We start from the raw sequence: 21,730 nt of genomic DNA, 5'->3' as shown, positions 1-21,730 counted from the left end.
CAAAATTCTTTGGGACGCCGTGCAACCCTCCCCCCGCCTCGCGGGTCGTACGTGGCATCAGGACTTCTCGGAGGGGGATCTGGGGGGATCGCGGGGGTCTTGATACGGAGGGGAAAGCCGAGGGGCCCGGTCCACTGAACCGGGCCCCTCGAAACATGTGCCGGTGGTCGGAGCAGGGGGATCAGAAGAACACCCCGCACCGCAACAGCACGTTCGCGTACGGCCGCGCCTCCCCGGTCCGCACGACCAGCCGCGCGCCCGCCGACAGCTCCTTCAGCTTCTCGTGGGAGACCAGCTCCAGTTCCGGAAAACGGTCCTCCAGCAGCGCCGTCGCCTCCAGGTTCGCCTGCCGCACCTCGTACGCCGCCGTCGCCCCCTCGACCACGATCTCGTCGAGCAGCCCGTCCAGCACTTCCGCGAAGGACGGCACCCCCGCCCGGAACGCCAGGTCGACCACGCGCGGCCCCTGCGGCACCGGCATCCCCGCATCGCACACCAGCACCCCGTGCCCGTGCCCCAACTCGGCGATGGCGCCCGCCAGATGACGGTTGAGTATCCCGCTCCGCTTCACAGCGCCGCGACCTCCTCGGCGGTCGGGAACGACACCTGCGCCCCGGCCCTCGTGACGGCGGCGGCCCCCACCCGGGCCGCGTACGCGGCGGCCTCGGCCGGCGCCGACCCCGCCCCCAGCTTCCACGCCAGCGCCGCCGTGAACGCGTCCCCGGCCCCCGTGGTGTCCACGGCCTCCACCTTCACCGCCGCCACCCGCGCACTGCCCTCGGCGGTCGCGACCAGCGCACCCTCCGCGCCCAGCGTCACCACCACCGAACGCGGCCCGAGCGCCAGCAGCGCCCGCGCCCAGTCCTCCGGCGAACCCGCCAGCTCACCCCCGACGATGACCTGCGCCTCGTGCTCGTTGACGATCAGCGGATCACAGGCGGCCAGCACCTCGGCGGGCAACTCCCTGGGCGGCGACGGGTTCAGCACGAAACGCGTCCCCTCCGGCAGCCGCCGCACCACCTCCACCACCGTCTCCAACGGGATCTCCAACTGCGCCGAGACCACCCGCGAGGCCCGCAGCAGCGCGTCCGCCGCCCGTACGTCCTCGGGGGTAAGCCTCCCGTTGGCGCCCGGCGACACCACGATGCTGTTGTCGCCCGACGGGTCCACCGTGATCAGCGCGACCCCGGTCGGCGCCCCGCCGACCAGCACCCCGGCCGTGTCGACCCCGGCCGCGTGCTGCGAGTCGAGCAGCAGCCGCCCGTGGCCGTCGTCGCCGACCCGCGCCAGCAGCGCCGTACGCGCCCCGAGCCGGGCCGCCGCCACCGCCTGGTTGGCACCCTTGCCGCCCGGGTGCACGGCCAGGTCGGAGCCGAGCACGGTCTCACCGGCCCCCGGCCGGCGCTCGACACCGATCACCAGGTCGGCATTGGCCGATCCCACGACCAGCAGGTCGTAGTCGTACATGATCCATCTCCCTGTGCAGGTGGAGTGAGCCGCCCGCCGGCCGGTCGCGCCGCGGGCGGAAACGCCGAGGCGGCCGGACGGGTCCGCGTACTCCCGTCCGGCCACCGCATCGTGTCAGCCGCTGAACTCGGCCACGTTCTCGGACGTGACCACCTTCACCGGCACCATCACCGACTTCTCGACCTTCTCGCCCTCGGCGGCCTCGACCGCGTTGCGCACCGCGATCCTGCCGAGTTCGGCGGGCTGCTGCGCGACCGACGCGTACAGCGTGCCCGCCTCCACGGCCTTCAGCCCGTCGGCGGTGCCGTCGAACCCGATGACCTGGACGGACTTTCCGGCCTTGGCGCCGAGCGCCTTGATCGCGCCGAGCGCCATCTCGTCGTTCTCGGCGAAGACGCCGTCGACGCCGGGGTTGGCCTGGAGCAGGTTCGTCATCACGTCGAGACCCTTGGTGCGGTCCCAGTCGGCCGGCTGCTCGGCGAGGACCTTGATGCCCGGGTAGTCCTTCAGCCCCTCGGCGAAGCCGGCGCCGCGCTCCCGGCTGGCGGAGGTGCCCGCCTGGCCCTGGAGGATGACGATCTCGCCCTTGCCGCCCAGCTTCTCGGCGAGCGACCTGGCGGCGAGCCTGCCGCCGCTGACGTTGTCGGAGGCGACGAGCGCGGCGGTGTTCGCGCCGTTCACCGCGCGGTCGACGGCCACCAGCGGGATGTCCGCCTTGTTGACGGCCTTCGCCGCCGGGGTCACCGCGTCGGAGTCCACCGGGTTGACGATGATCGTGCCGAGGCCCTCGCTGGTGAAGTTCTGCAGCTGGTTGGCCTGCTGCGAGGCGTCGTTCTGCGCGTCGGTGACGGACAGGTCCACGCCCAGCTTCTTCGCCTCGTCCTGGGCACCGGCCCGGATCTGCACGAAGAACGGGTTGTTGAGCGTCGACAGCGACAGCCCGATCTTCTCGCTCTTCGCCGCCGACGACCCGCCGTGCAGGAACGAGGTCGCGCCCACGACCGCCGCCGCGACCACCGTGGCCAGCACATACGTCAGCGCCTGCTTCTTCCGGTCCCCGGGGCCTCCGGCACCGGCCGCCACCGGGGTCGCACCCGCCTTCCGGCGCACGGTGTCCAGCAGCACCGCCAGCGCGATCACCACACCGATGACGACCTGCTGCCAGAAGGCGGACACGGACAGCAGGTTGAGGCCGTTCCTGAGCACCGCCAGGATCAGCGCGCCGATCAGCGTCCCCGACGCCTTGCCCGTGCCGCCGGCCAGCGAGGCGCCGCCGATGACGACCGCCGCGATCGCGTCCAGCTCGTAGCCCTGCGCGGCCTGCGGCTGCGCCGAGGAGAGCCGGGAGGCGAGCACGATGCCCGCGGCGGCGGCGAACAGCCCGGACAGCGCGTAGATGACGAGCTTCTGCCGCTTCACCCGCAGCCCGGACAGCCGGGCCGCCTCCTCGTTGCCGCCGATCGCGTACATGGCACGCCCGATGTACGTACGGCCCAGGATCACGGCCGTCACACCGCCCAGCACCAGCATCACCAGGACCGGCACCGGCAGCCAGCCGCCCAGGTTGTCCCCGAGGTGCGAGACCGACTCCGGGAACGCGATCGGGCTGCCCTGCGAGATCACCAGCGACAGACCGCGCCCCACCGACAGCATGGCGAGCGTCGCGATGAACGGCGGCAGCTTCCCGTACGAGATCAGGAAGCCGTTGACGAGACCGCACGCGATGCCGGTGACGACGGCGAGGAGCACGGCTATCGGGACCGGTACCCCCTCCGACGTGGCGCTCCAGGCCAGCACGGTCGCCGACAGGGCGGCCACCGAACCCACCGACAGGTCGATGCCCGCCGAGACGATCACAAAGGTCACACCGAACGCGAGGATCGCGGTGACGGCGGCCTGGACGCCGATGTTGAGCAGGTTGTCGGCCGTCAGGAAGTCGCCGGACAGCACCGACATCGCGACGACGAGGACGATGAGCGCGGTCAGCGCGCCGTTGTCGAGCAGGAGCCGGCGTAGCCCCGACGTCCCCGAGGCGCCCCGCGCGCCCGGCGTGCTCTTGAGCGTGTCAGCGGCCATCGGAGGCCTCCGTTCCCGTCGTAGATGTGGTGGGGTGGGACACGGCGAGCGCCATCACCGCGTCCTGGGTGGCCTCGGCGGCGGCGAGTTCGCCCGCGATCCGCCCCTGGGCCATGACCAGCACCCGGTCGCTCATACCGAGCACCTCGGGCAGGTCACTGGAGATCATCAGCACGGCCGCACCGGCGGCCGTCAGCTCGTTGATCAGTTCGTAGATCTCGACCTTCGCGCCGACGTCGATGCCGCGCGTCGGCTCGTCGAGGATCAGCACCCTGGTGTCCGCCAGCAGCCACTTGCCGATGACGACCTTCTGCTGGTTGCCGCCGGAGAGGGTGCGCACCTGCTGGTGCAGCCCGGCCATCCGGACCCCGAGCCGCTCGGCGACCCCGGCCGCGTTCGCCCGCTGCCCCTTGAGGTCGACGAAGCCGCCCCTGGTCGCGCCCCGCAGGGTCACCAGGCCGAGGTTCTCCTCCACGGACGCGTCCAGCACCAGCCCCTGGCCCTTGCGGTCCTCGGGCACCAGCCCGATCCCGGCGGCCATGGCGGCGCCCACGTCGTCCCCGGGCACCGCGGAACCGGCGACCCGCACGGCGCCCTCGTCGTACGGATCGGCGCCGAACACCGCCCGCACGACCTCCGTACGCCCGGCCCCCACGAGCCCCGCGATGCCGACGACCTCACCGGCCCGCACCTCGAAGCTCACATCGTGGAAGACGCCGTTTCGCGTGAGCCCCTCGACGACGAGCAGGGCCTCGCCCGAGTCCGCCCGCTCCCTCGGGTACTGCTGTTCGATCGACCGCCCGACCATGAGCCGGACCAGCTCGTCCTGCGGCGTGGTGGCCGGCACCTGTCCGACGCTCTTCCCGTCCCGGATGACCGTCACGCGATCCCCCAGGGCGGCGATCTCCTCCAGGTGGTGGGTGATGAAGACGATCCCGACCCCGTCCTCGCGCAGCCGCCGCACGATCGAGAAGAGCTTCTCGACCTCCTCGGTCGTCAGCACGGCCGTCGGCTCGTCCATGATCAGCACACGGGCGTCCAGGCTCAGCGCCTTGGCGATCTCGACCATCTGGAGCCGCGCGATGCCGAGTTCACGCACCCGCGCGCGGGGGGACACGCTGACCCCGACCCGCTCCAGCAGCTCGGCCGCCTCGGCCTCCATCCGCTTCCGGTCGATCATCCCGAAGCGGCGCGGCTGCCGCCCGAGGAAGATGTTCTCGGCGACGGTCAGGTCGGGAACGAGATTGAACTCCTGGTAGATGGTGGCGATCCCGAGCCGCTCGGAGTCCTGCGCACCATGGATGCGCACCTCCTCGCCGCCGGCCAGGATCCGCCCCGCGTCGGGCGTGTAGGCACCGGAGAGCATCTTGATCAGCGTGCTCTTGCCCGCGCCGTTCTCGCCGAGCAGGACGTGCACCTCGCCCCGGCGCAGCTCGAAGTCGACGCCGTCCAGCGCGACCACACCGGGAAAGGTCTTGCGTATGCCTTCGATGCGCAGCAACTCGTCAGGGTCGCTCACGACGTGCTCCTGTTCGTCACGGGGGACGGCTCGGGGGGAGTGGACTCGCCGCACGAGAGGCGTACGACGAGACGTGCGGGGAGGGTGACGGACTGCGGGGGCCGCCCCTCGATACGGTCGACGAGCGCGCGCACGGCGGCCCGCCCCAGCTCGCCGGTCGGCTGGGCCACCGCCGTGATCGGCGGATCGGTGTGCACGAACCAGGGGATGTCGTCGAACGCGGCCAGCCCGACGTCCTGCGGAACCCGCAGCCCGCGCGCGCGGACGGCGTCCAGCGCGCCGAGCGCCATCAGGTTGTCCGCCGCGAACACGACCTCGGGCGGTTCGGGCAGGTCCAGGAACCCCTCGGTGACCCGCCGCCCGCTCTCGGCCTGGAAGTCGCCCTGCCCTGTGTACGCGTCCGGCAGCGCCAGCCCGTGTTCGGCCAGCGCCTCGCGGAAGACCTCGACGCGCTCCCGTCCGGTCGTCGTCGCGGCCGGACCGGCGATGATCGCCAGCCGCCGGTGCCCGAGCCCGTACAGATGGGTGACGAGATCCCGCACGGCACCCCGCCCGTCCGCGCGCACCACGGGCACGTCCACGCCCGGGATCCACCGGTCCACGAACACCATCGGCGTCCCCGCCCGCACAGCGTCCAGCATCAGCGGCGAACCACCGTCGGTCGGCGACACGAGCAGCCCGTCGATCCGCCGGTCCAGCAGGTTCCGCACATGGTGGTCCTGCAACTCGGGCCGCTCGTCGGCGTTCCCGATGATCACGCTGTATCCGAGCGCCCGCGCCGCCTCCTCGACGGACCGCGCCAGCTCGGTGAAGTACGGGTTCATCACGTCACTGATGACGAGCCCGAGGGTGTGGGTCTGGTCGGTGCGCAGGGACCGGGCCACGGCGTTGGGCCGGTACCCCAGCGCCGCGACGGCGGCCATCACCCGCGCCCGCGCGTCCGCACTGACCGACGGATGGTCATTGAGCACCCGCGACACCGTGGCGACGGACACCCCCGCCTCGGCCGCGACGTCCTTGATACTCGCCACCGCCGTCCACCTCCTCGTGGAATCGATTACATCGACGTCATGGAGGATTGGAATCGATTACACGGGTCTGCGGCAAGGGCCCGGCCATGGCCGAAATCCAATCGTGACCGAGCGGTCGGTCACCACCCGGGGCGATGCGTCCGGCGCGGACGGGCCGGCTTCAGTCCGAGCAGCCGGTCGGGGAATCGTCGGCCGTGGACGCCGTGGAACCGACGGCCACCCGGTAGCCGAACCCGGAGGCGAACTCGGGCCCGGTCTCGGTCTCCTCCGCGTCAAGGATCGCCTTGGTCAGGAAATAGACGTCCAGCGTCGTCGCGTCGTCCGTCCCGCCGCGGGTGAAGCACAGGCTCGCGAACGGGTCCTTCTCCAGGGCCTGTCGCGTGCCCCGGGACAGCTTCCACCCCTCGCGCTCCGCCGCGGCCCGGTAGTACTGGATCACTTCGTCCCTGTCACCGGGGAACACGTAGGTCCGCTCGGCGTACAACCAGGCTTCGCCGCTGTCCACCCAGCAGCCGGCGTCGAGGTCCTCGAAGCCCTGGGGCAGGATCGTCCCCTGCGGCCGGGAGTCGAGAACGCCGTACGACTTCAGCTTGTCGACCCGGCTTTCGGTGCCCTCGCAGCCCGAGGTGGAAGCGGCGTCAAGAAGTTCGCACCCGGCGAGCGCTCCGGTCGCCAGCACGGTCGTCAACAGGAAGGCGGCGCACCGGCCGGTTCCCTTACGAGGCGTCAAGTCGGCTCCCACGGTCGACGTGCCGAAGCAGCCGACCGCACTGCCCGAGGCCGGATACATATGATCAGTGACACCAGTATCTCCATGGAACTCGGCTTGTGTGCATCACTTTCGGTCATCGCCACCGAAGCGCACCGCCGGCCGTACGTTCCTCCGCCCCTGTCACACCGCCCCGGTACCGTCGGATCATGGCTCAGCAGGCGGGAAATCCCCCGGGCGAACGACGTCTCGCCGTACTCGAAGGCGTCCTGGAACGCATCACGTACGCCAACGAGGACAACGGCTACACGGTCGCGCGCGTGGACACCGGCCGGGGTGGCGGCGACCTCCTCACCGTCGTGGGCGCGCTGCTCGGCGCCCAGGTCGGCGAATCCCTGCGGATGGAGGGCCGTTGGGGCTCCCACCCGCAGTACGGGAAGCAGTTCACCGTCGAGAACTACACGACCGTCCTCCCGGCCACCGTCCAGGGCATCCGCCGCTACCTCGGCTCCGGCCTGGTCAAGGGCATCGGCCCGATCTTCGCCGACCGCATCACCCAGCACTTCGGCCTGGACACCCTCCAGATCATCGAGGAGGAGCCGGGGCGCCTCATCGAGGTCCCCGGGCTCGGCCCCAAGCGCACCAAGAAGATCGCCGACGCCTGGGAGGAACAGAAGGCGATCAAGGAGGTCATGCTCTTCCTCCAGACCGTGGAGGTGTCCACGTCCATCGCGGTCCGCATCTACAAGAAGTACGGCGACGCCTCGATCGGGGTCGTGAAGAACCAGCCGTACCGGCTCGCCGCCGACGTCTGGGGCATCGGCTTCCTCACCGCAGACAAGATCGCCCAGTCCGTCGGCATCCCCCACGACAGCCCGGAGCGGGTCAAGGCGGGCCTGCAGTACGCCCTTTCGCAGGCCACCGACCAGGGCAACTGCTACCTCCCGGAGGAGCGCCTGATCGCCGACGCGGTCAAGCTCCTCCAGGTCGACACGGGCCTGGTCATCGAGTGCCTGGCCGAACTCGCCCTGCCGGACGAGGACTCGGGCGACCCCGGTGTCGTACGGGAGAAGGTCCCCGGCCAGGACGGCGAGCACGGCGACCCGGTCACCGCCGTGTATCTCGTCCCCTTCCACCGCGCGGAACTCTCCCTCTCCGCCCAGCTGTTGCGCCTCCTGCGCACCGACGCCGACCGCATGCCCGGCTTCCACGACGTCGCCTGGGACAAGGCGCTGGCCTGGCTGCGGGGGCGTACGGGCGCGGAGCTGGCGCCCGAGCAGGAGGCCGCCGTACGTCTCGCGCTCACCGAGAAGGTGGCCGTGCTGACCGGCGGCCCGGGGTGCGGCAAGTCCTTCACGGTCCGCTCGATCGTGGAGCTGGCCCGCGCCAAGAAGGCGAAGGTCGTTCTCGCCGCCCCCACCGGCCGGGCCGCCAAGCGCCTCGCCGAGCTGACCGGCGCCGAGGCCTCCACCGTCCACCGCCTGCTGGAGCTGAAGCCCGGCGGTGACGCGGCGTACGACAAGGACCGCCCCCTGGACGCCGATCTGGTGGTCGTCGACGAGGCCTCCATGCTGGACCTCCTCCTCGCCAACAAGCTGGTGAAGGCGGTGCCTCCGGGGGCCCATCTCCTCTTCGTCGGAGACGTCGACCAGCTTCCGAGCGTCGGCGCCGGCGAGGTCCTCCGCGATCTGCTGGCGGACGGCAGCCCGATCCCCGCCGTCCGCCTCACCAAGGTCTTCCGCCAGGCCCAGCAGTCGGGTGTGGTGACCAACGCACACCGGATCAACTCCGGGCAGCACCCGGTCACCGACGGCATGAAGGACTTCTTCCTCTTCGTGGAGGACGACACGGAGGAGGCCGGGCGGCTCACGGTCGACGTGGCGGCCCGTCGCATTCCGGCCAGGTTCGGGCTCGACCCGCGCCGGGACGTCCAGGTCCTCGCGCCCATGCACCGGGGCCCGGCCGGCGCGGGCACCCTCAACGGGCTGCTCCAGCAGGCCATCACCCCCGCCCGCCCCGACCTGGCCGAGAAGCGGTTCGGCGGCCGGGTCTTCCGCGTCGGCGACAAGGTCACCCAGATTCGCAACAACTACGAGAAGGGCGAGAACGGCGTCTTCAACGGCACCGTCGGCGTGGTCACCGCGCTCGACCCGGTCGACCAGCGGCTGACGGTCCGCACCGACGAGGACGAGGAGGTGGGGTACGAGTTCGACGAACTGGACGAGCTGGCGCACGCCTACGCGGTGACGATCCACCGGTCCCAGGGCAGCGAGTACCCGGCCGTGGTGATCCCGGTCACCACCGGTGCCTGGATGATGCTCCAGCGCAACCTTTTGTATACGGCGGTGACCAGGGCGAAGAAGCTGGTCGTCCTCGTCGGCTCCCGCAAGGCGATAGGGCAGGCGGTACGGACGGTGTCGGCGGGACGGAGGTGCACGGCCCTCGACTTCCGGCTCGCGCCGCGGTCCCTGTGAGCGTCCCGGCGGGGCCGCCCCGACGCCCGGTTGGGGACCTCTCGTGACGGCGCGTCGCCCCGTGAGTGAAATTTGATCGATCAAATGAGTCGTAAAGGTCACACAGCCCTTCCAGATGTCGGACGGAGGGGGCAGGATGAGCAAGTTGGCGGCACTGAGTGCCGCCGATGGGCCCGATGGTCGACCCCGAGTGCACTCTCCAGAGCCAATTGGGGGATGGTAGAGACAGTCAGGGCACCTCGAAGAAGAGGCACTACGTCGGTGAGGGATGACGTGAGCGACAACTCTGTAGTACTGCGGTACGGCGACGGCGAGTACACCTACCCGGTGATCGACAGCACCGTCGGCGACAAGGGCTTCGACATCGGGAAGCTCCGGGCCCAGACCGGTCTGGTCACCCTGGACAGCGGCTACGGGAACACCGCCGCCTATAAATCCGCCATCACCTATCTCGACGGTGAGCAGGGCATCCTTCGGTACCGTGGGTACCCGATCGAGCAGCTGGCCGAGCGCTCCACCTTCCTCGAGGTGGCGTACCTGCTGATCAACGGCGAGCTTCCGACCGTCGACGAGCTCTCCACGTTCCAGAACGAGATCACGCAGCACACCCTGCTGCACGAGGACGTCAAGAACTTCTACCGGGGCTTCCCCCGGGACGCCCACCCGATGGCGATGCTCTCCTCCGTGGTCAGCGCCCTGTCGACGTTCTACCAGGACAGCCACAACCCGTTCGACGAGCGGCAGCGCAATCTCTCCACGATCCGTCTGCTCGCCAAGCTGCCGACCATCGCGGCCTACGCGTACAAGAAGTCGATCGGTCACCCGTTCGTCTACCCGCGCAACGACCTCGGTTACGTCGAGAACTTCCTGCGCATGACCTTCTCGGTCCCGGCCCAGGAGTACGACCTCGACCCGGTCGTCGTCTCCGCGCTCGACAAGCTGCTCATCCTGCACGCGGACCACGAGCAGAACTGTTCGACCTCCACGGTCCGCCTGGTCGGCTCCTCGCAGGCGAACATGTTCGCCTCGATCTCCGCCGGCATCTCCGCGCTCTGGGGCCCGCTGCACGGCGGCGCCAACCAGTCCGTGCTGGAGATGCTGGAGGGCATCAAGGCCAACGGCGGCGACGTCGACTCCTTCATCCGCAAGGTGAAGAACAAGGAGGACGGCGTCCGCCTGATGGGCTTCGGCCACCGGGTCTACAAGTCCTTCGACCCCCGCGCCAAGATCATCAAGGCCGCCGCGCACGACGTCCTCTCGGCCCTCGGCAAGTCCGACGAGCTGCTGGACATCGCGCTGAAGCTGGAGGAGCACGCGCTCTCCGACGACTACTTCGTCTCGCGCAACCTCTACCCGAACGTGGACTTCTACACGGGCCTGATCTACCGCGCCATGGGCTTCCCGACCGAGATGTTCACGGTCCTCTTCGCCCTCGGCCGCCTGCCGGGCTGGATCGCCCAGTGGCACGAGATGATCAAGGAGCCCGGCTCCCGCATCGGCCGCCCCCGTCAGATCTACACGGGCGTGGTCGAGCGCGACTTCGTCCCGGTCGAGGCCCGCTGAACGACCGAGTACCCGTAGTACCCGTAGCAGCAGAGGGGCCCGTACGGAGAGCCGTCCGTACGGGCCCCTCCGCTGCACCTCGCCGGTCCCGTCACGCGCAGTCCCGCTACGTGCCTCGCTACAGCAGAGGGCGCCCCGGAGGCGAACCGAGCCCAAAAAATAGGAGAAGGCGCCCTGCAACGCTGGTCCCCCCACGGGCCGGCGAGCAGGGCGCCTTCCCATGTCCCGGTGCGGATTCCCCCCACGGGATCCGGCCGGGCGTCTGGTGGGCACAGCGCCTGAATTCGCTGAGCTGGACGAGCGGAACTCGTCGTCCTACCTGTATGTGTCTGTTGTGCTGCGGTGTGCGGTCTGCCGGGACGCGTACGTACGGGAGGGCCGCTCAAAGCTCCCCGGTGCACGTGCCCCGGCAACGCAATTCCGGGAACGTCCCCCAAGACATCCCCAGATGCCAGTCACGCCCCCCAAGACGCTTCTGACATCGCCAACTTAGACTCACGAACCCCTTCGGTGGTTACGTTCACTCGACTGTGATCTGCGTCTCTTGCGTTATGTCCTGAAGATGCGCAAGAGACCCGATTCGGTGATCGAGGTCCCAGCGTAAGGATGATGCGCGAGCCTTGTGAAGAGCTTATGTGAGGCTGCTTCCGGACTCTAGAGGGACTTTTGCCCCTCGGTCACGAAAATGTCCTCAGTCGCAAGCTGTTCGTTACCACGAAAACGGACGAAAAGGCCATAGCCGCCCCCGCGATCATCGGATTGAGCAATCCGGCGGCGGCCAGCGGCAGCGCGGCCACGTTGTATCCGAAGGCCCAGGCCAGATTGCCCTTGATCGTGGACAGGGTCCGCCGTGACAGCCGGATGGCGTCGGCGGCCACCCGCAGGTCCCCGCGCACCAGCGTCAGATCGCCCGCCTCGATCGCCGCGTCCGTCCCCGTGCCCAGCGCGAGCCCGAGGTCGGCCACGGCCAGCGCGGCGGCGTCGTTGACCCCGTCGCCGACCATCGCGACCGTACGGCCCTCGCCCTGGAGCCCGCGGACGACGTCGGCCTTGTCCTCGGGCAGTACCTCCGCGATCACGTGCTCGGGCCGGACGCCGACCGCCGCGGCCACGGACCGGGCCACGCGCTCGTTGTCCCCGGTCAGCAGCAACGGGGTGAGCCCGAGGGCGCGCAGCCGCCGCACCGCCTCGGCGCTGGTCTCCTTGACCGCGTCGGCGACGGTGACGACACCGAGTGCCACGTCGTCGCGGAGGACGACGACCGCCGTGTGCCCGTCGTCCTCCGCGGCCTCCTTGGCGCTCCGTACGGCCTCGGGGAGCGACCGGCCGGGGAATCGGCCCACCTGGACGTCGTGGCCCTCCACGAGGCCGCGTACGCCCCTTCCGGGCAGGTTCTCGAAGCGCTCCACGGGCGGCAGCGCGCCCACGCGCTCCTCGGCGCCCGCGGCGATCGCCCGGCCCACCGGGTGCTCGGAGGCGTGCTCGACCGCACCGGCGAGCCGCAGGACGTCCGCCTCGCCGATGTCATCGGTGCCCGCGTGGGCGTCCCCGGCGACGTACACCCGCCTCAGCGTCATCCGGCCGGTGGTGACGGTGCCGGTCTTGTCCAGGACGACGGTGTCGACGCGGCGGGTGGACTCCAGGACCTCGGGGCCCTTGATGAGGATGCCGAGCTGGGCGCCCCGGCCGGTGCCGACCATCAGGGCGGTCGGGGTGGCGAGGCCGAGCGCGCACGGGCAGGCGATGATCAGCACCGCGACGGCCGCCGTGAACGCGGCGGTGATGTCGTCGGTGGCGCCGAGCCAGACGCCGAACGTGGCGACCGCGATCAGGAGGACGACCGGCACGAACACCGCCGAGATCCGGTCGGCGAGCCGCTGCACCTCCGCCTTGCCGTTCTGCGCGTCCTCCACCAGCCGTGCCATCCGGGCCAGCTGCGTGTCCGCGCCGATCCGGGTGGCCTCGACGACCAGCCGTCCGCCGGCGTTCACCGTCGCGCCCGTGACGGTGTCGCCGACGGTCACGTCCACCGGCACCGACTCGCCGGTCAGCATGGACGCGTCGACGGCGGAGGCGCCCTCCACGACGGTGCCGTCGGTGGCGAACTTCTCCCCGGGGCGTACGACGAAACGGTCACCCACCGCCAGCCGCCCGACCGGGATGCGCACCTCCCGCCCCTCCCGCAGCACCGAGACGTCCTTGGCGCCCAGCTTCAGCAGCGCCTTGAGGGCGGCGCCCGCGCGGCGCTTGGAGCGGGCCTCCAGATAGCGGCCGAGCAGGATGAACGCGACCACCCCGGCGGCCACTTCGAGATAGATCGTCGACGAGGCGGCCGTCCGGGAGACGGTGAACTCGAAGCCGTGCCGCATGCCCGGCATGCCCGCGTGCCCCAGGAAGAGGGCCCACAGGGACCAGCCGAAGGCGGCGAGCGTGCCGACGGAGACGAGCGTGTCCATCGTGGCCGCGCCGTGTCGGAGGTTGGTGAACGCGGCCCGGTGGAAGGGCAGCCCGCCCCAGACGACGACGGGCGCGGCCAGCGTCAGCGAGAGCCACTGCCAGTTGTCGAACTGGAGGGCGGGGACCATGGACATCAGGACGACGGGCGCCGCGAGCAGCGCCGAGACGGTCAGCCGCTGCCGCAGCGAGGCGAGTTCGGGGTCCGCCTCCGCCGCCGGGAGGGGCTCGTCCTCCTCGGTCCGCGGAGGGGCCGGGGGCGGTGGCTCCTCGGCCGTGTAGCCCGTCTTCACCACGGTGGCGATGAGGTCGGCGACCTCCGTCCCGGCGGGGTAGGTGACCTTCGCCTTCTCCGTCGCGTAGTTCACCGACGCGGTGACCCCGTCCAGGCGGTTGAGCTTCTTCTCGACGCGGGCCGCGCAGGAGGCGCAGGTCATTCCGCCGATGGTCAGCTCGACCTCGTGGACGGGGGCGCTCGGGGCCGCTGCCGCGGTGGTGCTCGTCATGTCCGTGCCCGTACGACCCGGTGCCTCAGGCCTTGCCGACCAGCTCGAAGCCCGCCTCGTCGACGGCGGCGCGCACGGCCTCCTCGTCGAGCGGGGCGGCCGAGACCACGGTGACCTCGCCGGTGGAGGCGACGGCCTTCACCGAGGACACGCCGTCGAGCTGGGTGATCTCGCCCGAAACGGCGCCCTCGCAGTGCCCGCAGCTCATGCCGCTCACCTTGTAGACGGCGGTGACGGTGCCCTGGGTGTCGGTCTCGGTGGTCATGTCGTTACTCCTCATCGGGGCGGGTGGGGGCGATGTCGGGTCGGGTAACCCTTCAGGGTGCCCATCTTATACCCCCTAGGGGTATGAATCCAAGGCGCGTGGGGCGGGAGTGCCGCTCGCGGGGCCGGCAGCGAGCTTGTCGCCCACGAGGGGCTCCAGGTACCGGAGCACGACGTTCTTCAGTTCCTGTACGTAGGCGTCGCGTTCGGCGCCCTCGTGGGCGAGCACCAGCTCCAGACCGGCCATGTAGACGCCGATGCAGACACGCGCGACGCGGCTGACGGCGGCGGCCGGTTCGTCGGGCAGGAGGGGGGTGAGCAGGGCCTCGACGCGTGCGACCAGGGTCGTGTGCAGGGCGTCGTGCTGCTCGGCGATCCGTCCGGGGACGTCCGGGCCGTGCATCAGGGCGAAGAACACCGGGTGCCGGCAGTTGAAGTCGATGAAACGGTCGACGGCCGCCGCGACGGCCTCCTCCAGCGGGGTCGCCGGGTCGACCGGGGCGAGCGCCTCGCCGTACGCCGCCTGCATCTCCCGCATGAGCCGCTCGCCCAGCTCGATCGCGATCGCTTCCTTGTTCGGGAAGAACTGGTACAGCGTGCCCGGTGAGACCCCCGCCTCGCGGGCGATCGCGTTGGTGCTGGCGGCGGTGTACCCGGTCGAGCTGAACACGGAGGCCGCGGCGTCGAGGAGCTGGGCGATACGGCGTTCGCCGCGGGCCTGGCGGCGGCGCGGCTGCTCCTTGTCCCGGAGTCGCTCAGCCTTCTGGGGCTGTTCGGGCTGTTCCTTCTCCTGGTGGGTGGGCACGCGGTTATCCCCAGCTTTCCGGACGTGATTGACAAACACGAGTGGTCGCTCGCATTCTGATGAAACGCGAGCGACTGCTCGTGTTTGCCAGTGTATGGCTCGGTGCTCCCGTGCCACCTGGCTGCGCTCGGCGCGGACGCGGAGCGATCAGAGTGAAGGGGACACCGCACCATGACCGAAGTCAACCGGCCACCCCGACCCGGAGGCTGGACCCGGTTCGTGACCGCCCGCCCCCGGCTCTCCCTGCTGGTCGCCCTGGTGCTCACCGCCCTCGCGGTCGTCGCGGGCAGCGATGTCGCCGACCGGCTCGGCAGCGGCGGCTGGGAGGACCCGGCCGCCCAGTCCACCTACGCGACCAAGGCTCTGGAGCGCGAGTTCCCCGACTCCCAGCCGAACTTCCTGCTGCTGGTCGACGCCGGCGAGACCTCGGTCGACGCCCCGGCCGTCGCCGCCGAGGCGAAGCAGCTGACCGAGCGGCTGACCGCCGAGAAGGGCGTCACGGGCGTCGGCTCCTACTGGCTGACCGGCGTCCCGACGCTGCGCTCGGAGGACGGGACCGAGGCACTGATAGCGGCCCGCCTCACCGGCGACGACACCGCCGTGAACAAGACCCTGGACCGCATCGCCCCCGAGCTGCGCGGTACGCACGGCCCGGTCGAGGTCAAGGTCGGCGGCATCCTCGCGGTCCGCCACGAGATGCAGACGACCATCCAGGAGGACCTGCTGCGGGCCGAGATGATCGCCCTGCCGGTGACCCTCGTCCTGCTGGTCATGGTCTTCGGCAGCGCGGTCGCCGCCCTGCTGCCGCTCGGCGTCGGCATCGTCGCGATCCTCGGCACCAACGCCATCCTGCGCGGCCTCACCGAGGTCACCGACGTGTCGGTCTTCGCCCTGAACCTCACCACGGCCATGGGCCTGGGCCTGGCGATCGACTACGCCCTGTTCATCGTGCGTCGTTTCCGCGAAGAGCTGTCCACCGGCGCCGACCCCCTGACGGCCGTCGCCACCACCCTGCGCACGGCCGGCCGCACGGTCCTCTTCTCCGCCCTCACGGTCGCCGTCTCCCTCGCCGCGATGATGGTCTTCCCGCAGTACTTCCTGAAGTCCTTCGCCTACGCGGGCATCGCGGTGGTCCTGCTGGCGGCCGCAGCGGCCCTGATCCTCCTCCCGGCCGCGCTCGTCCTCCTGGGCGACCGCGTCAACGCCCTGGACCTGCGCAAACTGTTCAAGCGCCGCCGCAAGGCGGAGACCGGCAGCGGGGACTCCCCGGCCGCGGAGGAGGGCGCGGCCTGGGGCCGCACGGCAGCCCTCGTCATGCGCCGCGCCCCGTACTTCGCCGTCGCCACGACCGCCGGTCTGCTCCTCCTCGGCCTCCCCTTCCTGGGGGTGAGGTTCGGCACGGCCGACGACCGCCAACTCCCCTCCACCGCCGAGTCGCACGTCGTCCAGCAGCATCTGCGCGAGGGCTTCCCGGGCACTCCCGGCGGCGGCCTGGCGGTGCTCGCGGAGGGCGAGGCGACGAAGGCGGAGTACGGCGCCTACAAGGAGCGGCTGGCGGACCTCCCCGAGGTGCTCAGGGTGGAGGGGCCCCTGGTCGAGGGCGACTGGGCCTACTTCACCGTGCAGCCGAAGGGCGAGGCGGTCGACGAGGGCGCGCAACACCTGGTCGAGGAGATCCGGGCGACGCACGCCCCCTTCGACACCTCGGTGACGGGCACGGCGGCGGTGCTGGTCGACACCAAGGTGGCGATAGGGGACGGCCTCCCCTGGGCCCTCTCCTTCATCGTGATCGTCACGCTGATCCTGGTCTTCCTGCTCACCGGCAGTGTGCTGATCCCCCTCCAGGCGGTCCTTCTCAACGCCCTCAGCCTGACGGCGATGTTCGGCGCGCTGGTGTGGGTCTTCCAGGACGGCCACCTCTCCGGCCTGCTCGCCTTCACCAGCCCCGGCTCCATAGAGACGACCCTCCCGGTCCTGATGTTCTGCGTGGCCTTCGGACTCTCCATGGACTACGGCGTGTTCCTGCTCTCCCGCATCAAGGAGGAGTACGACCACACCGGCGACCACACCGCCTCGGTGCGCTTCGGCCTCCAGCGCACCGGCGGTCTGATCACCGCCGCCGCCGTCATCCTCGCCGTCGTCATGGTCGCCATAGGCACCTCCCGGGTCACCAACACGAAGATGCTCGGCCTCGGCATAGCCCTGGCCGTCCTCATGGACGCCATGGTCATCCGCAGCCTCCTGGTCCCCGCGGTCATGCGCCTCACAGGCCGCGCGACATGGTGGGCCCCACCCCCACTACGCCGCTTCCACAACAGGTTCGGCCTGACCGAAGCGGCCCCACCGACCCCCACCCCCACCCCCGAACCGCAACCGGAGCCGGTCGCCACGCATTCGGCCCCCTGAAAAGCACGGGGCGCAGCCCCTGCTTTTCAGGGGCGCGGGGAACTGCGCGACCAGCCCCCACCGGACGGACGCTGGGGGTCAAAGGGGCGCAGCCCTTGAGGATGGGACGGGTAGGGGCGGCGGGGGCGAGAAAACCCCACGCACCGACGATGCGATGCTGACCGGGGCCGCCAGCGATCACCGGCCCCGAACGGAAGGGTGGGCCACATGCGCGCAGTAGTGTTCGAGCAGTTCGGAAAGACGCCCAAGACAAAAGACGTCCCGACCCCCACCCCCACCCCCCACGGCGTAGTCGTCCGCGTCGAGGCAACCGGCCTCTGCCGCAGCGACTGGCACGGCTGGCAGGGCCACGACCCCGACATCACGCTCCCGCACGTCCCCGGCCACGAACTGGCCGGCGTCGTGGAGGCCACCGGCGCGGCGGTCACGGGCTGGCGCCCCGGCGACCGGATCACCGTCCCGTTCGTGTGCGCCTGCGGCACCTGCCCCGCCTGTGCGGCCGGCGACCAGCAGGTGTGCGAGCGGCAGACACAGCCGGGCTTCACCCACTGGGGCTCATTCGCCCAGTACGTCGCCCTGGACCACGCCGACGTGAACCTGGTGGCGCTGCCCGACGACCTGTCGTACGGCACGGCGGCCTCGCTCGGCTGCCGCTTCGCCACGGCGTTCCGCGCGGTGGTGGCGCAGGGCCGCGTCGCGGCGGGGGAGTGGGTCGCCGTCCACGGCTGCGGCGGTGTGGGCCTGTCGGCGGTGATGGTGGCGGCGGCGTCCGGAGCCCGGGTGATCGCCGTCGACGTGTCGCCCCGGGCCCTGGAGCTGGCCAGGAAGTTCGGTGCGGCGGAGTGCGTGGACGCGTCGGCGGTCAAGGACACGGCCGAGGCGGTCCGCGACCTCACGGGCGGCGGCGCCCACCTCTCCCTGGACGCGCTCGGCTCCCCGGCCACCTGCGCGGCCTCCGTCAACGGCCTCCGCCGCCGGGGCCGCCACGTCCAGGTGGGGCTGCTGCCCTCGGAGACGGGCACCACCCCGGTGCCGATGGCCCGCGCGATCGCCCTGGAGCTGGAACTCCTCGGCAGCCACGGCATGGCGGCCCACGCCTACCCCACGATGCTGAAGCTGGTCGAAGAGGGCGTCCTGCGCCCCGACCTCCTGGTGACCGCGACGATCGGCCTGGACGCGGCCCCGGCAGCACTCGCCGCGATGGGCACGGCTCCGGGCAGCGGGGTGACGGTCATCGAACCGTGGAGCTGACCCCGTCCCCCTCGGGTCGCCCCCGATGGGCGGCCCACTCCGGGGCGAGGATCGACATCCGCACGGCGTCGATCCACTCCCCGCCCTGCCACAGGGTCTGCCGCTCGATTCCCTCGGCCACGAAGCCGACCTTCTCGTAGGCGCGCCGGGCTCTGGGGTTGTGGGTGAAGACGTACAGCGCGACGCGGTGCAGACCGATGTGCTCGAAGGCATGGCCGACCGTGAGCCGAACGGCCTCCGTGCCCACCCCCCGGTCCTGCCCGCCGGGACCGATCAGGATCCGGAAGCAACAGCTGCGGTTGGCTTCGTCGACCTCGTTGAGTACGGCTTCACCCACCAGGTCACCGCTCGCCCGGTCCACGATGCCGAGGTCGAGGCGGTCGGTCTGGTCGTTGCGGCTGCCGTACCAGGACCGCAGCCGGTCCAGCTCGAATCGCTCGGTCGGGCTGCCGGTGAGCCGGACGACCTCCGGGTCGGCCAGGATGCGCGCCATCACGGGCGCGTCGTCCTCCCTGAACGGCCGCAGCACGGCCTTCTCACCGGTGAGGACGGGGTTCTCGAAAAGGCTCATCCCCGGATCCTGGACAAGGCGCGGACCCGGGGACAAGCGAATAGGTGCGACGAGGGACCGCCTCACTCGACCTTCCGCCCCCGGTTGCCCGGTCTGGAGGCGACCCAGGCGCGGATGGTGTCGGCGTACCAGTAGGGCTTGCCGCTCTCCACGTGGTCCGGCGGCGGCAGCAGCCCGTGTTTGCGGTAGGAGCGGACGGTGTCGGGCTGCACACGGATGTGCGCCGCGATGTCCTTGTACGACCAGAGAAGTCGGTCGGTCGTCATCAGTGGCACCTCCCTGCGCGCACCACGGCGGCGGCCGGGAAGGCCGTAGGGGGAGCCGGGCGCTGCGCTGGCGATTCACAAATCTGTGACCGGTCAACGACCCTCAGTGATCGAAGCGAGCCCTCGTGTGTCACGTGTGACGGAAGACCCGCGTACACGTGACACACGTGACAGAAGGGGAACTTTTGTGACACAAGTGCCGAGCAGTGCATGACGGGGCCCGACAGCCGCGCCCTTCAGGGGCGCGGGGAACTGCGCGACCAGCCACGACGAACCCGCGGCCTCGAACGTCCCGCAGCCCCAGCCCCTTCCGGGCACGCCAACCGTCACGCCCCGCAGGACCTGAGAAACGCCCGCGTCCGCTGGGCGATCGGCAGCGGAGCGTCCGGCTCGCACGGGTACATGTCCTGCTCGACGATCGCGAACAGGTCCACGTCCAGCTTCGCGGCGGCGGCCAGCACCGGCCCCAGCTCGGGCACACCCTTCGGCGGCTCGCACATCACGCCCCGGGCGACGGCCGGCCCGAACGGGACCTCGTTCGCCCGCACGTCGGCCAGGATCTCGGGGTCGACCTGCTTGAGGTGCAGATACCCGATGCGCTCGCCGTAGGTCTCGATCAGCTTGACGCTGTCGCCGCCGCAGTAGGCGTAGTGCCCGGTGTCGAGGCAGAGCGACACCACCGAGGAATCGGTGCCGTCCAGGAAGCGGACGACGTTCTCCTCGCTGTCGATGTGGGTGTCGGCGTGCGGGTGGACGACGATCTGGAGGCCGTACTTCTCCCGCACCTCGCGCCCGAGCCGCTCGGTCAGCTGCGTGAGGTGACGCCACTGCTCGACGGTCAGTTCGCTGGGCTCCAGCACCTTGCCCGTCTTGTCGTCCCGCCAGAACGACGGGATGACGACGAGGTGCTTGGCACCCATGGCCTGTGCGAGGACCGCGTTGTCGGCCACGTGCGCCCAGGTCTTCTCCCAGACGTCCGGACCGTGGTGCAGGCCGGTGAAGACGGTGCCGGCCGACACTTTCAGGCCGCGTTTGGCCGTCTCCTCGGCGAGGACCGCCGGGTCGGTCGGCAGATAGCCGTACGGGCCCAGCTCGATCCACTCGTAGCCGGAAGCGGCGACCTCGTCGAGGAAGCGCTGCCAGGGGACCTGCTGGGGGTCGTCGGGGAACCAGACGCCCCAGGAGTCGGGCGCCGAGCCGACTCGGATGCGCGAGAGTGAGGACTGAGGTGACAACGACGTCATGGGAGTCAGCTTCAGCCCCGGAGCTGAGGGTGTCAATAGGTAGTCCGAATGTCTGGACAAAGTATTGACAGGGTCGCTCCCGCGCGACTAGACCTTGACGGGAACCGGCGCGTGAAGGGAACTCGATGGCGTACGACCTGATCACCATGGGGCGGATCGGTGTGGATCTCTACCCGTTGCAGACGGGGGTCCCGCTGCCGCAGGTGACGTCCTTCGGGAAGTTCCTCGGCGGATCGGCGACGAACGTCGCGGTGGCCGCGTCCCGTCTCGGCCGCTCCACCGTCGTCATCACCCGCACCGGCGAGGACCCGTTCGGCGACTACCTCCACCAGGCGCTGCGCGACTTCGGGGTGGACGACCGCTGGGTCACCCCGGTGCCGGGCCTCGCGACCCCGATCACCTTCTGCGAGGTCTTCCCCCCGGACGACTTCCCGCTCTACTTCTACCGCCGCCCCAAGGCGCCCGACCTGGAGATCGACGCCCACGAGCTCGACCTCGACGCGATCGCCGGAACCCGGATCTTCTGGGTGACCGGCACGGGCCTGAGCGAGGAGCCCAGCCGCACGGCGACGCTCGCCGCGCTCGCCCACCGCGCCAGGGCCGGCACGACGGTCTTCGACCTCGACTGGCGCCCCATGTTCTGGAAGGACCCGGCCGAGGCCCGCCCGTTCTACGAGGAGGCCCTGCGGCACACCACCGTCGCCGTCGGCAACCTGGACGAGGTCGAGGTCGCCACCGGTGTCCGTGAGCCGCAGGCCGCCGCCCGCGCGCTGCTCGACGTCGGCGTCGAACTGGCGGTCGTCAAGCAGGGCCCCAAGGGGGTCCTCGCGGTCAACAGCAAGGGCGAGTCCGCCGAGGTCCCGCCGCTGCCCGTGAACGTCCTCAACGGCCTCGGCGCCGGTGACGCCTTCGGCGGCTCCCTCTGCCACGGCCTGCTCGAAGGCTGGGACCTGGAGAAGATCATGCGGTACGCCAACGCGGCCGGCGCGATCGTCGCCTCCCGTCTGGAGTGCTCCTCCGCGATGCCGACCGTGGAAGAGATCGAGACAGCGGTCGCGGCGGGAGCGGTGCTGTGACCTCCACCCGCCAAGCCGGCCCCCTCGGCCCCGTCGACGTCTCCGCCC

General features: G+C 70.8%; 17 protein-coding genes. 5 read left to right on the top strand and 12 right to left on the bottom strand.

Annotated features, from left to right (window positions below; genetic code table 11):
• Positions 1-181: 181 nt before the first annotated feature.
• From rbsD to ACZ52C_RS23220, 6 genes are all read right to left on the bottom strand, one after another.
• Complete coding sequence (gene rbsD / locus ACZ52C_RS23245) at positions 182-571, bottom strand: D-ribose pyranase (protein ID WP_469076533.1); 390 nt, start codon at positions 569-571, stop codon at positions 182-184.
• A complete protein-coding gene (locus ACZ52C_RS23240; RefSeq protein WP_469076532.1) occupies positions 568-1,467 on the bottom strand; it encodes a ribokinase in 900 nt (299 codons plus the stop codon). The genes rbsD and ACZ52C_RS23240 overlap by 4 nt, the downstream gene beginning before the upstream one ends.
• Before the next feature lie 114 nt (positions 1,468-1,581).
• Positions 1,582-3,543: an ABC transporter permease/substrate-binding protein gene (locus tag ACZ52C_RS23235; RefSeq protein WP_469076531.1), complete on the bottom strand. Its 1,962-nt coding sequence runs from the start codon at positions 3,541-3,543 to the stop codon at positions 1,582-1,584.
• Positions 3,533-5,062 (bottom strand): sugar ABC transporter ATP-binding protein, encoded by a 1,530-nt coding sequence (locus ACZ52C_RS23230; protein ID WP_469076530.1) that lies wholly within the window; start codon positions 5,060-5,062, stop codon positions 3,533-3,535. Before ACZ52C_RS23230 ends, ACZ52C_RS23235 begins: the two co-directional genes overlap by 11 nt.
• On the bottom strand, positions 5,059-6,093 hold the full coding sequence (locus ACZ52C_RS23225; protein WP_469076529.1) for a LacI family DNA-binding transcriptional regulator: 1,035 nt from the start codon (positions 6,091-6,093) through the stop codon (positions 5,059-5,061). Before ACZ52C_RS23225 ends, ACZ52C_RS23230 begins: the two co-directional genes overlap by 4 nt.
• 160 nt (positions 6,094-6,253) lie before the next feature.
• Positions 6,254-6,823 (bottom strand): hypothetical protein, encoded by a 570-nt coding sequence (locus tag ACZ52C_RS23220; protein ID WP_469076528.1) that lies wholly within the window; start codon positions 6,821-6,823, stop codon positions 6,254-6,256.
• Between the two features lie 188 nt (positions 6,824-7,011).
• Between ACZ52C_RS23220 and recD2 the strand changes: the two genes are divergently transcribed.
• Complete coding sequence (gene recD2, locus ACZ52C_RS23215) at positions 7,012-9,276, top strand: SF1B family DNA helicase RecD2 (RefSeq protein WP_469076527.1); 2,265 nt, start codon at positions 7,012-7,014, stop codon at positions 9,274-9,276.
• Positions 9,277-9,549: 273 nt separating this feature from the next.
• The gene (locus tag ACZ52C_RS23210; protein WP_329897229.1) at positions 9,550-10,839 is read left to right on the top strand and encodes a citrate synthase; all 1,290 of its coding nucleotides are present in this window, start codon (positions 9,550-9,552) and stop codon (positions 10,837-10,839) included.
• A gap of 677 nt (positions 10,840-11,516) precedes the next feature.
• Here the strand turns inward: ACZ52C_RS23210 and ACZ52C_RS23205 are convergent.
• The 3 genes from ACZ52C_RS23205 to ACZ52C_RS23195 form a co-directional block, all read right to left on the bottom strand.
• Positions 11,517-13,799, bottom strand: coding sequence for a heavy metal translocating P-type ATPase (locus ACZ52C_RS23205; protein WP_469076526.1), 2,283 nt, complete (start codon positions 13,797-13,799; stop codon positions 11,517-11,519).
• Between the two features lie 25 nt (positions 13,800-13,824).
• On the bottom strand, positions 13,825-14,064 hold the full coding sequence (locus ACZ52C_RS23200) for a heavy-metal-associated domain-containing protein (protein WP_045557636.1): 240 nt from the start codon (positions 14,062-14,064) through the stop codon (positions 13,825-13,827).
• Positions 14,065-14,139: 75 nt separating this feature from the next.
• Positions 14,140-14,868, bottom strand: a complete 729-nt coding sequence (locus tag ACZ52C_RS23195; protein WP_329912260.1) for a TetR/AcrR family transcriptional regulator — start codon at positions 14,866-14,868, stop codon at positions 14,140-14,142.
• A gap of 171 nt (positions 14,869-15,039) precedes the next feature.
• Here ACZ52C_RS23195 and ACZ52C_RS23190 point away from each other — a divergent pair, with 171 nt between their 5' ends.
• On the top strand, positions 15,040-17,274 hold the full coding sequence (locus tag ACZ52C_RS23190) for an MMPL family transporter (protein ID WP_469076525.1): 2,235 nt from the start codon (positions 15,040-15,042) through the stop codon (positions 17,272-17,274).
• A 207-nt stretch (positions 17,275-17,481) separates the two neighbouring features.
• On the top strand, positions 17,482-18,525 hold the full coding sequence (locus ACZ52C_RS23185) for a zinc-dependent alcohol dehydrogenase family protein (protein WP_469076524.1): 1,044 nt from the start codon (positions 17,482-17,484) through the stop codon (positions 18,523-18,525).
• On the opposite strand, the gene ACZ52C_RS23180 is transcribed toward ACZ52C_RS23185, so the two are convergent.
• From ACZ52C_RS23180 to ACZ52C_RS23170, 3 genes are all read right to left on the bottom strand, one after another.
• Positions 18,506-19,096, bottom strand: coding sequence for a GNAT family N-acetyltransferase (locus tag ACZ52C_RS23180; protein ID WP_469076523.1), 591 nt, complete (start codon positions 19,094-19,096; stop codon positions 18,506-18,508). The genes ACZ52C_RS23185 and ACZ52C_RS23180 overlap by 20 nt on opposite strands.
• A 62-nt stretch (positions 19,097-19,158) precedes the next feature.
• On the bottom strand, positions 19,159-19,362 hold the full coding sequence (locus ACZ52C_RS23175) for a helix-turn-helix transcriptional regulator (RefSeq protein ID WP_060884633.1): 204 nt from the start codon (positions 19,360-19,362) through the stop codon (positions 19,159-19,161).
• A 326-nt stretch (positions 19,363-19,688) separates the two neighbouring features.
• Entirely contained in the window at positions 19,689-20,606 is a 918-nt protein-coding gene (locus ACZ52C_RS23170) for a sugar phosphate isomerase/epimerase family protein (RefSeq protein ID WP_045557631.1), read from the bottom strand.
• Positions 20,607-20,731: 125 nt separating this feature from the next.
• Here ACZ52C_RS23170 and iolC point away from each other — a divergent pair, with 125 nt between their 5' ends.
• The gene (iolC, locus tag ACZ52C_RS23165; RefSeq protein WP_469076522.1) at positions 20,732-21,682 is read left to right on the top strand and encodes a 5-dehydro-2-deoxygluconokinase; all 951 of its coding nucleotides are present in this window, start codon (positions 20,732-20,734) and stop codon (positions 21,680-21,682) included.
• Positions 21,683-21,730: the final 48 nt, after the last annotated feature.

The organism is Streptomyces sp. NPDC034049 (assembly GCF_055575575.1).
The sequence above is the reverse complement of the archived record's forward strand: the minus strand, read 5'-3'. Positions and strand labels throughout refer to the sequence as shown.

What these genes read in the sequence shown, in the direction of transcription:
- ACZ52C_RS23240 (WP_469076532.1), bottom strand. Translation starts at nt 1,467, where the DNA reads ATGTACGACTACGACCTGCTGGTCGTGGGATCGGCCAATGCCGACCTG.
- ACZ52C_RS23235 (WP_469076531.1), bottom strand. Translation starts at nt 3,543, where the DNA reads ATGGCCGCTGACACGCTCAAGAGCACGCCGGGCGCGCGGGGCGCCTCG.
- recD2 (WP_469076527.1), top strand. Translation starts at nt 7,012, where the DNA reads ATGGCTCAGCAGGCGGGAAATCCCCCGGGCGAACGACGTCTCGCCGTA.
- ACZ52C_RS23205 (WP_469076526.1), bottom strand. Translation starts at nt 13,799, where the DNA reads ATGACGAGCACCACCGCGGCAGCGGCCCCGAGCGCCCCCGTCCACGAG.
- ACZ52C_RS23200 (WP_045557636.1), bottom strand. Translation starts at nt 14,064, where the DNA reads ATGACCACCGAGACCGACACCCAGGGCACCGTCACCGCCGTCTACAAG.
- ACZ52C_RS23190 (WP_469076525.1), top strand. Translation starts at nt 15,040, where the DNA reads ATGACCGAAGTCAACCGGCCACCCCGACCCGGAGGCTGGACCCGGTTC.
- ACZ52C_RS23185 (WP_469076524.1), top strand. Translation starts at nt 17,482, where the DNA reads ATGCGCGCAGTAGTGTTCGAGCAGTTCGGAAAGACGCCCAAGACAAAA.
- ACZ52C_RS23180 (WP_469076523.1), bottom strand. Translation starts at nt 19,096, where the DNA reads ATGAGCCTTTTCGAGAACCCCGTCCTCACCGGTGAGAAGGCCGTGCTG.
- ACZ52C_RS23175 (WP_060884633.1), bottom strand. Translation starts at nt 19,362, where the DNA reads ATGACGACCGACCGACTTCTCTGGTCGTACAAGGACATCGCGGCGCAC.
- ACZ52C_RS23170 (WP_045557631.1), bottom strand. Translation starts at nt 20,606, where the DNA reads ATGACGTCGTTGTCACCTCAGTCCTCACTCTCGCGCATCCGAGTCGGC.
- iolC (WP_469076522.1), top strand. Translation starts at nt 20,732, where the DNA reads ATGGCGTACGACCTGATCACCATGGGGCGGATCGGTGTGGATCTCTAC.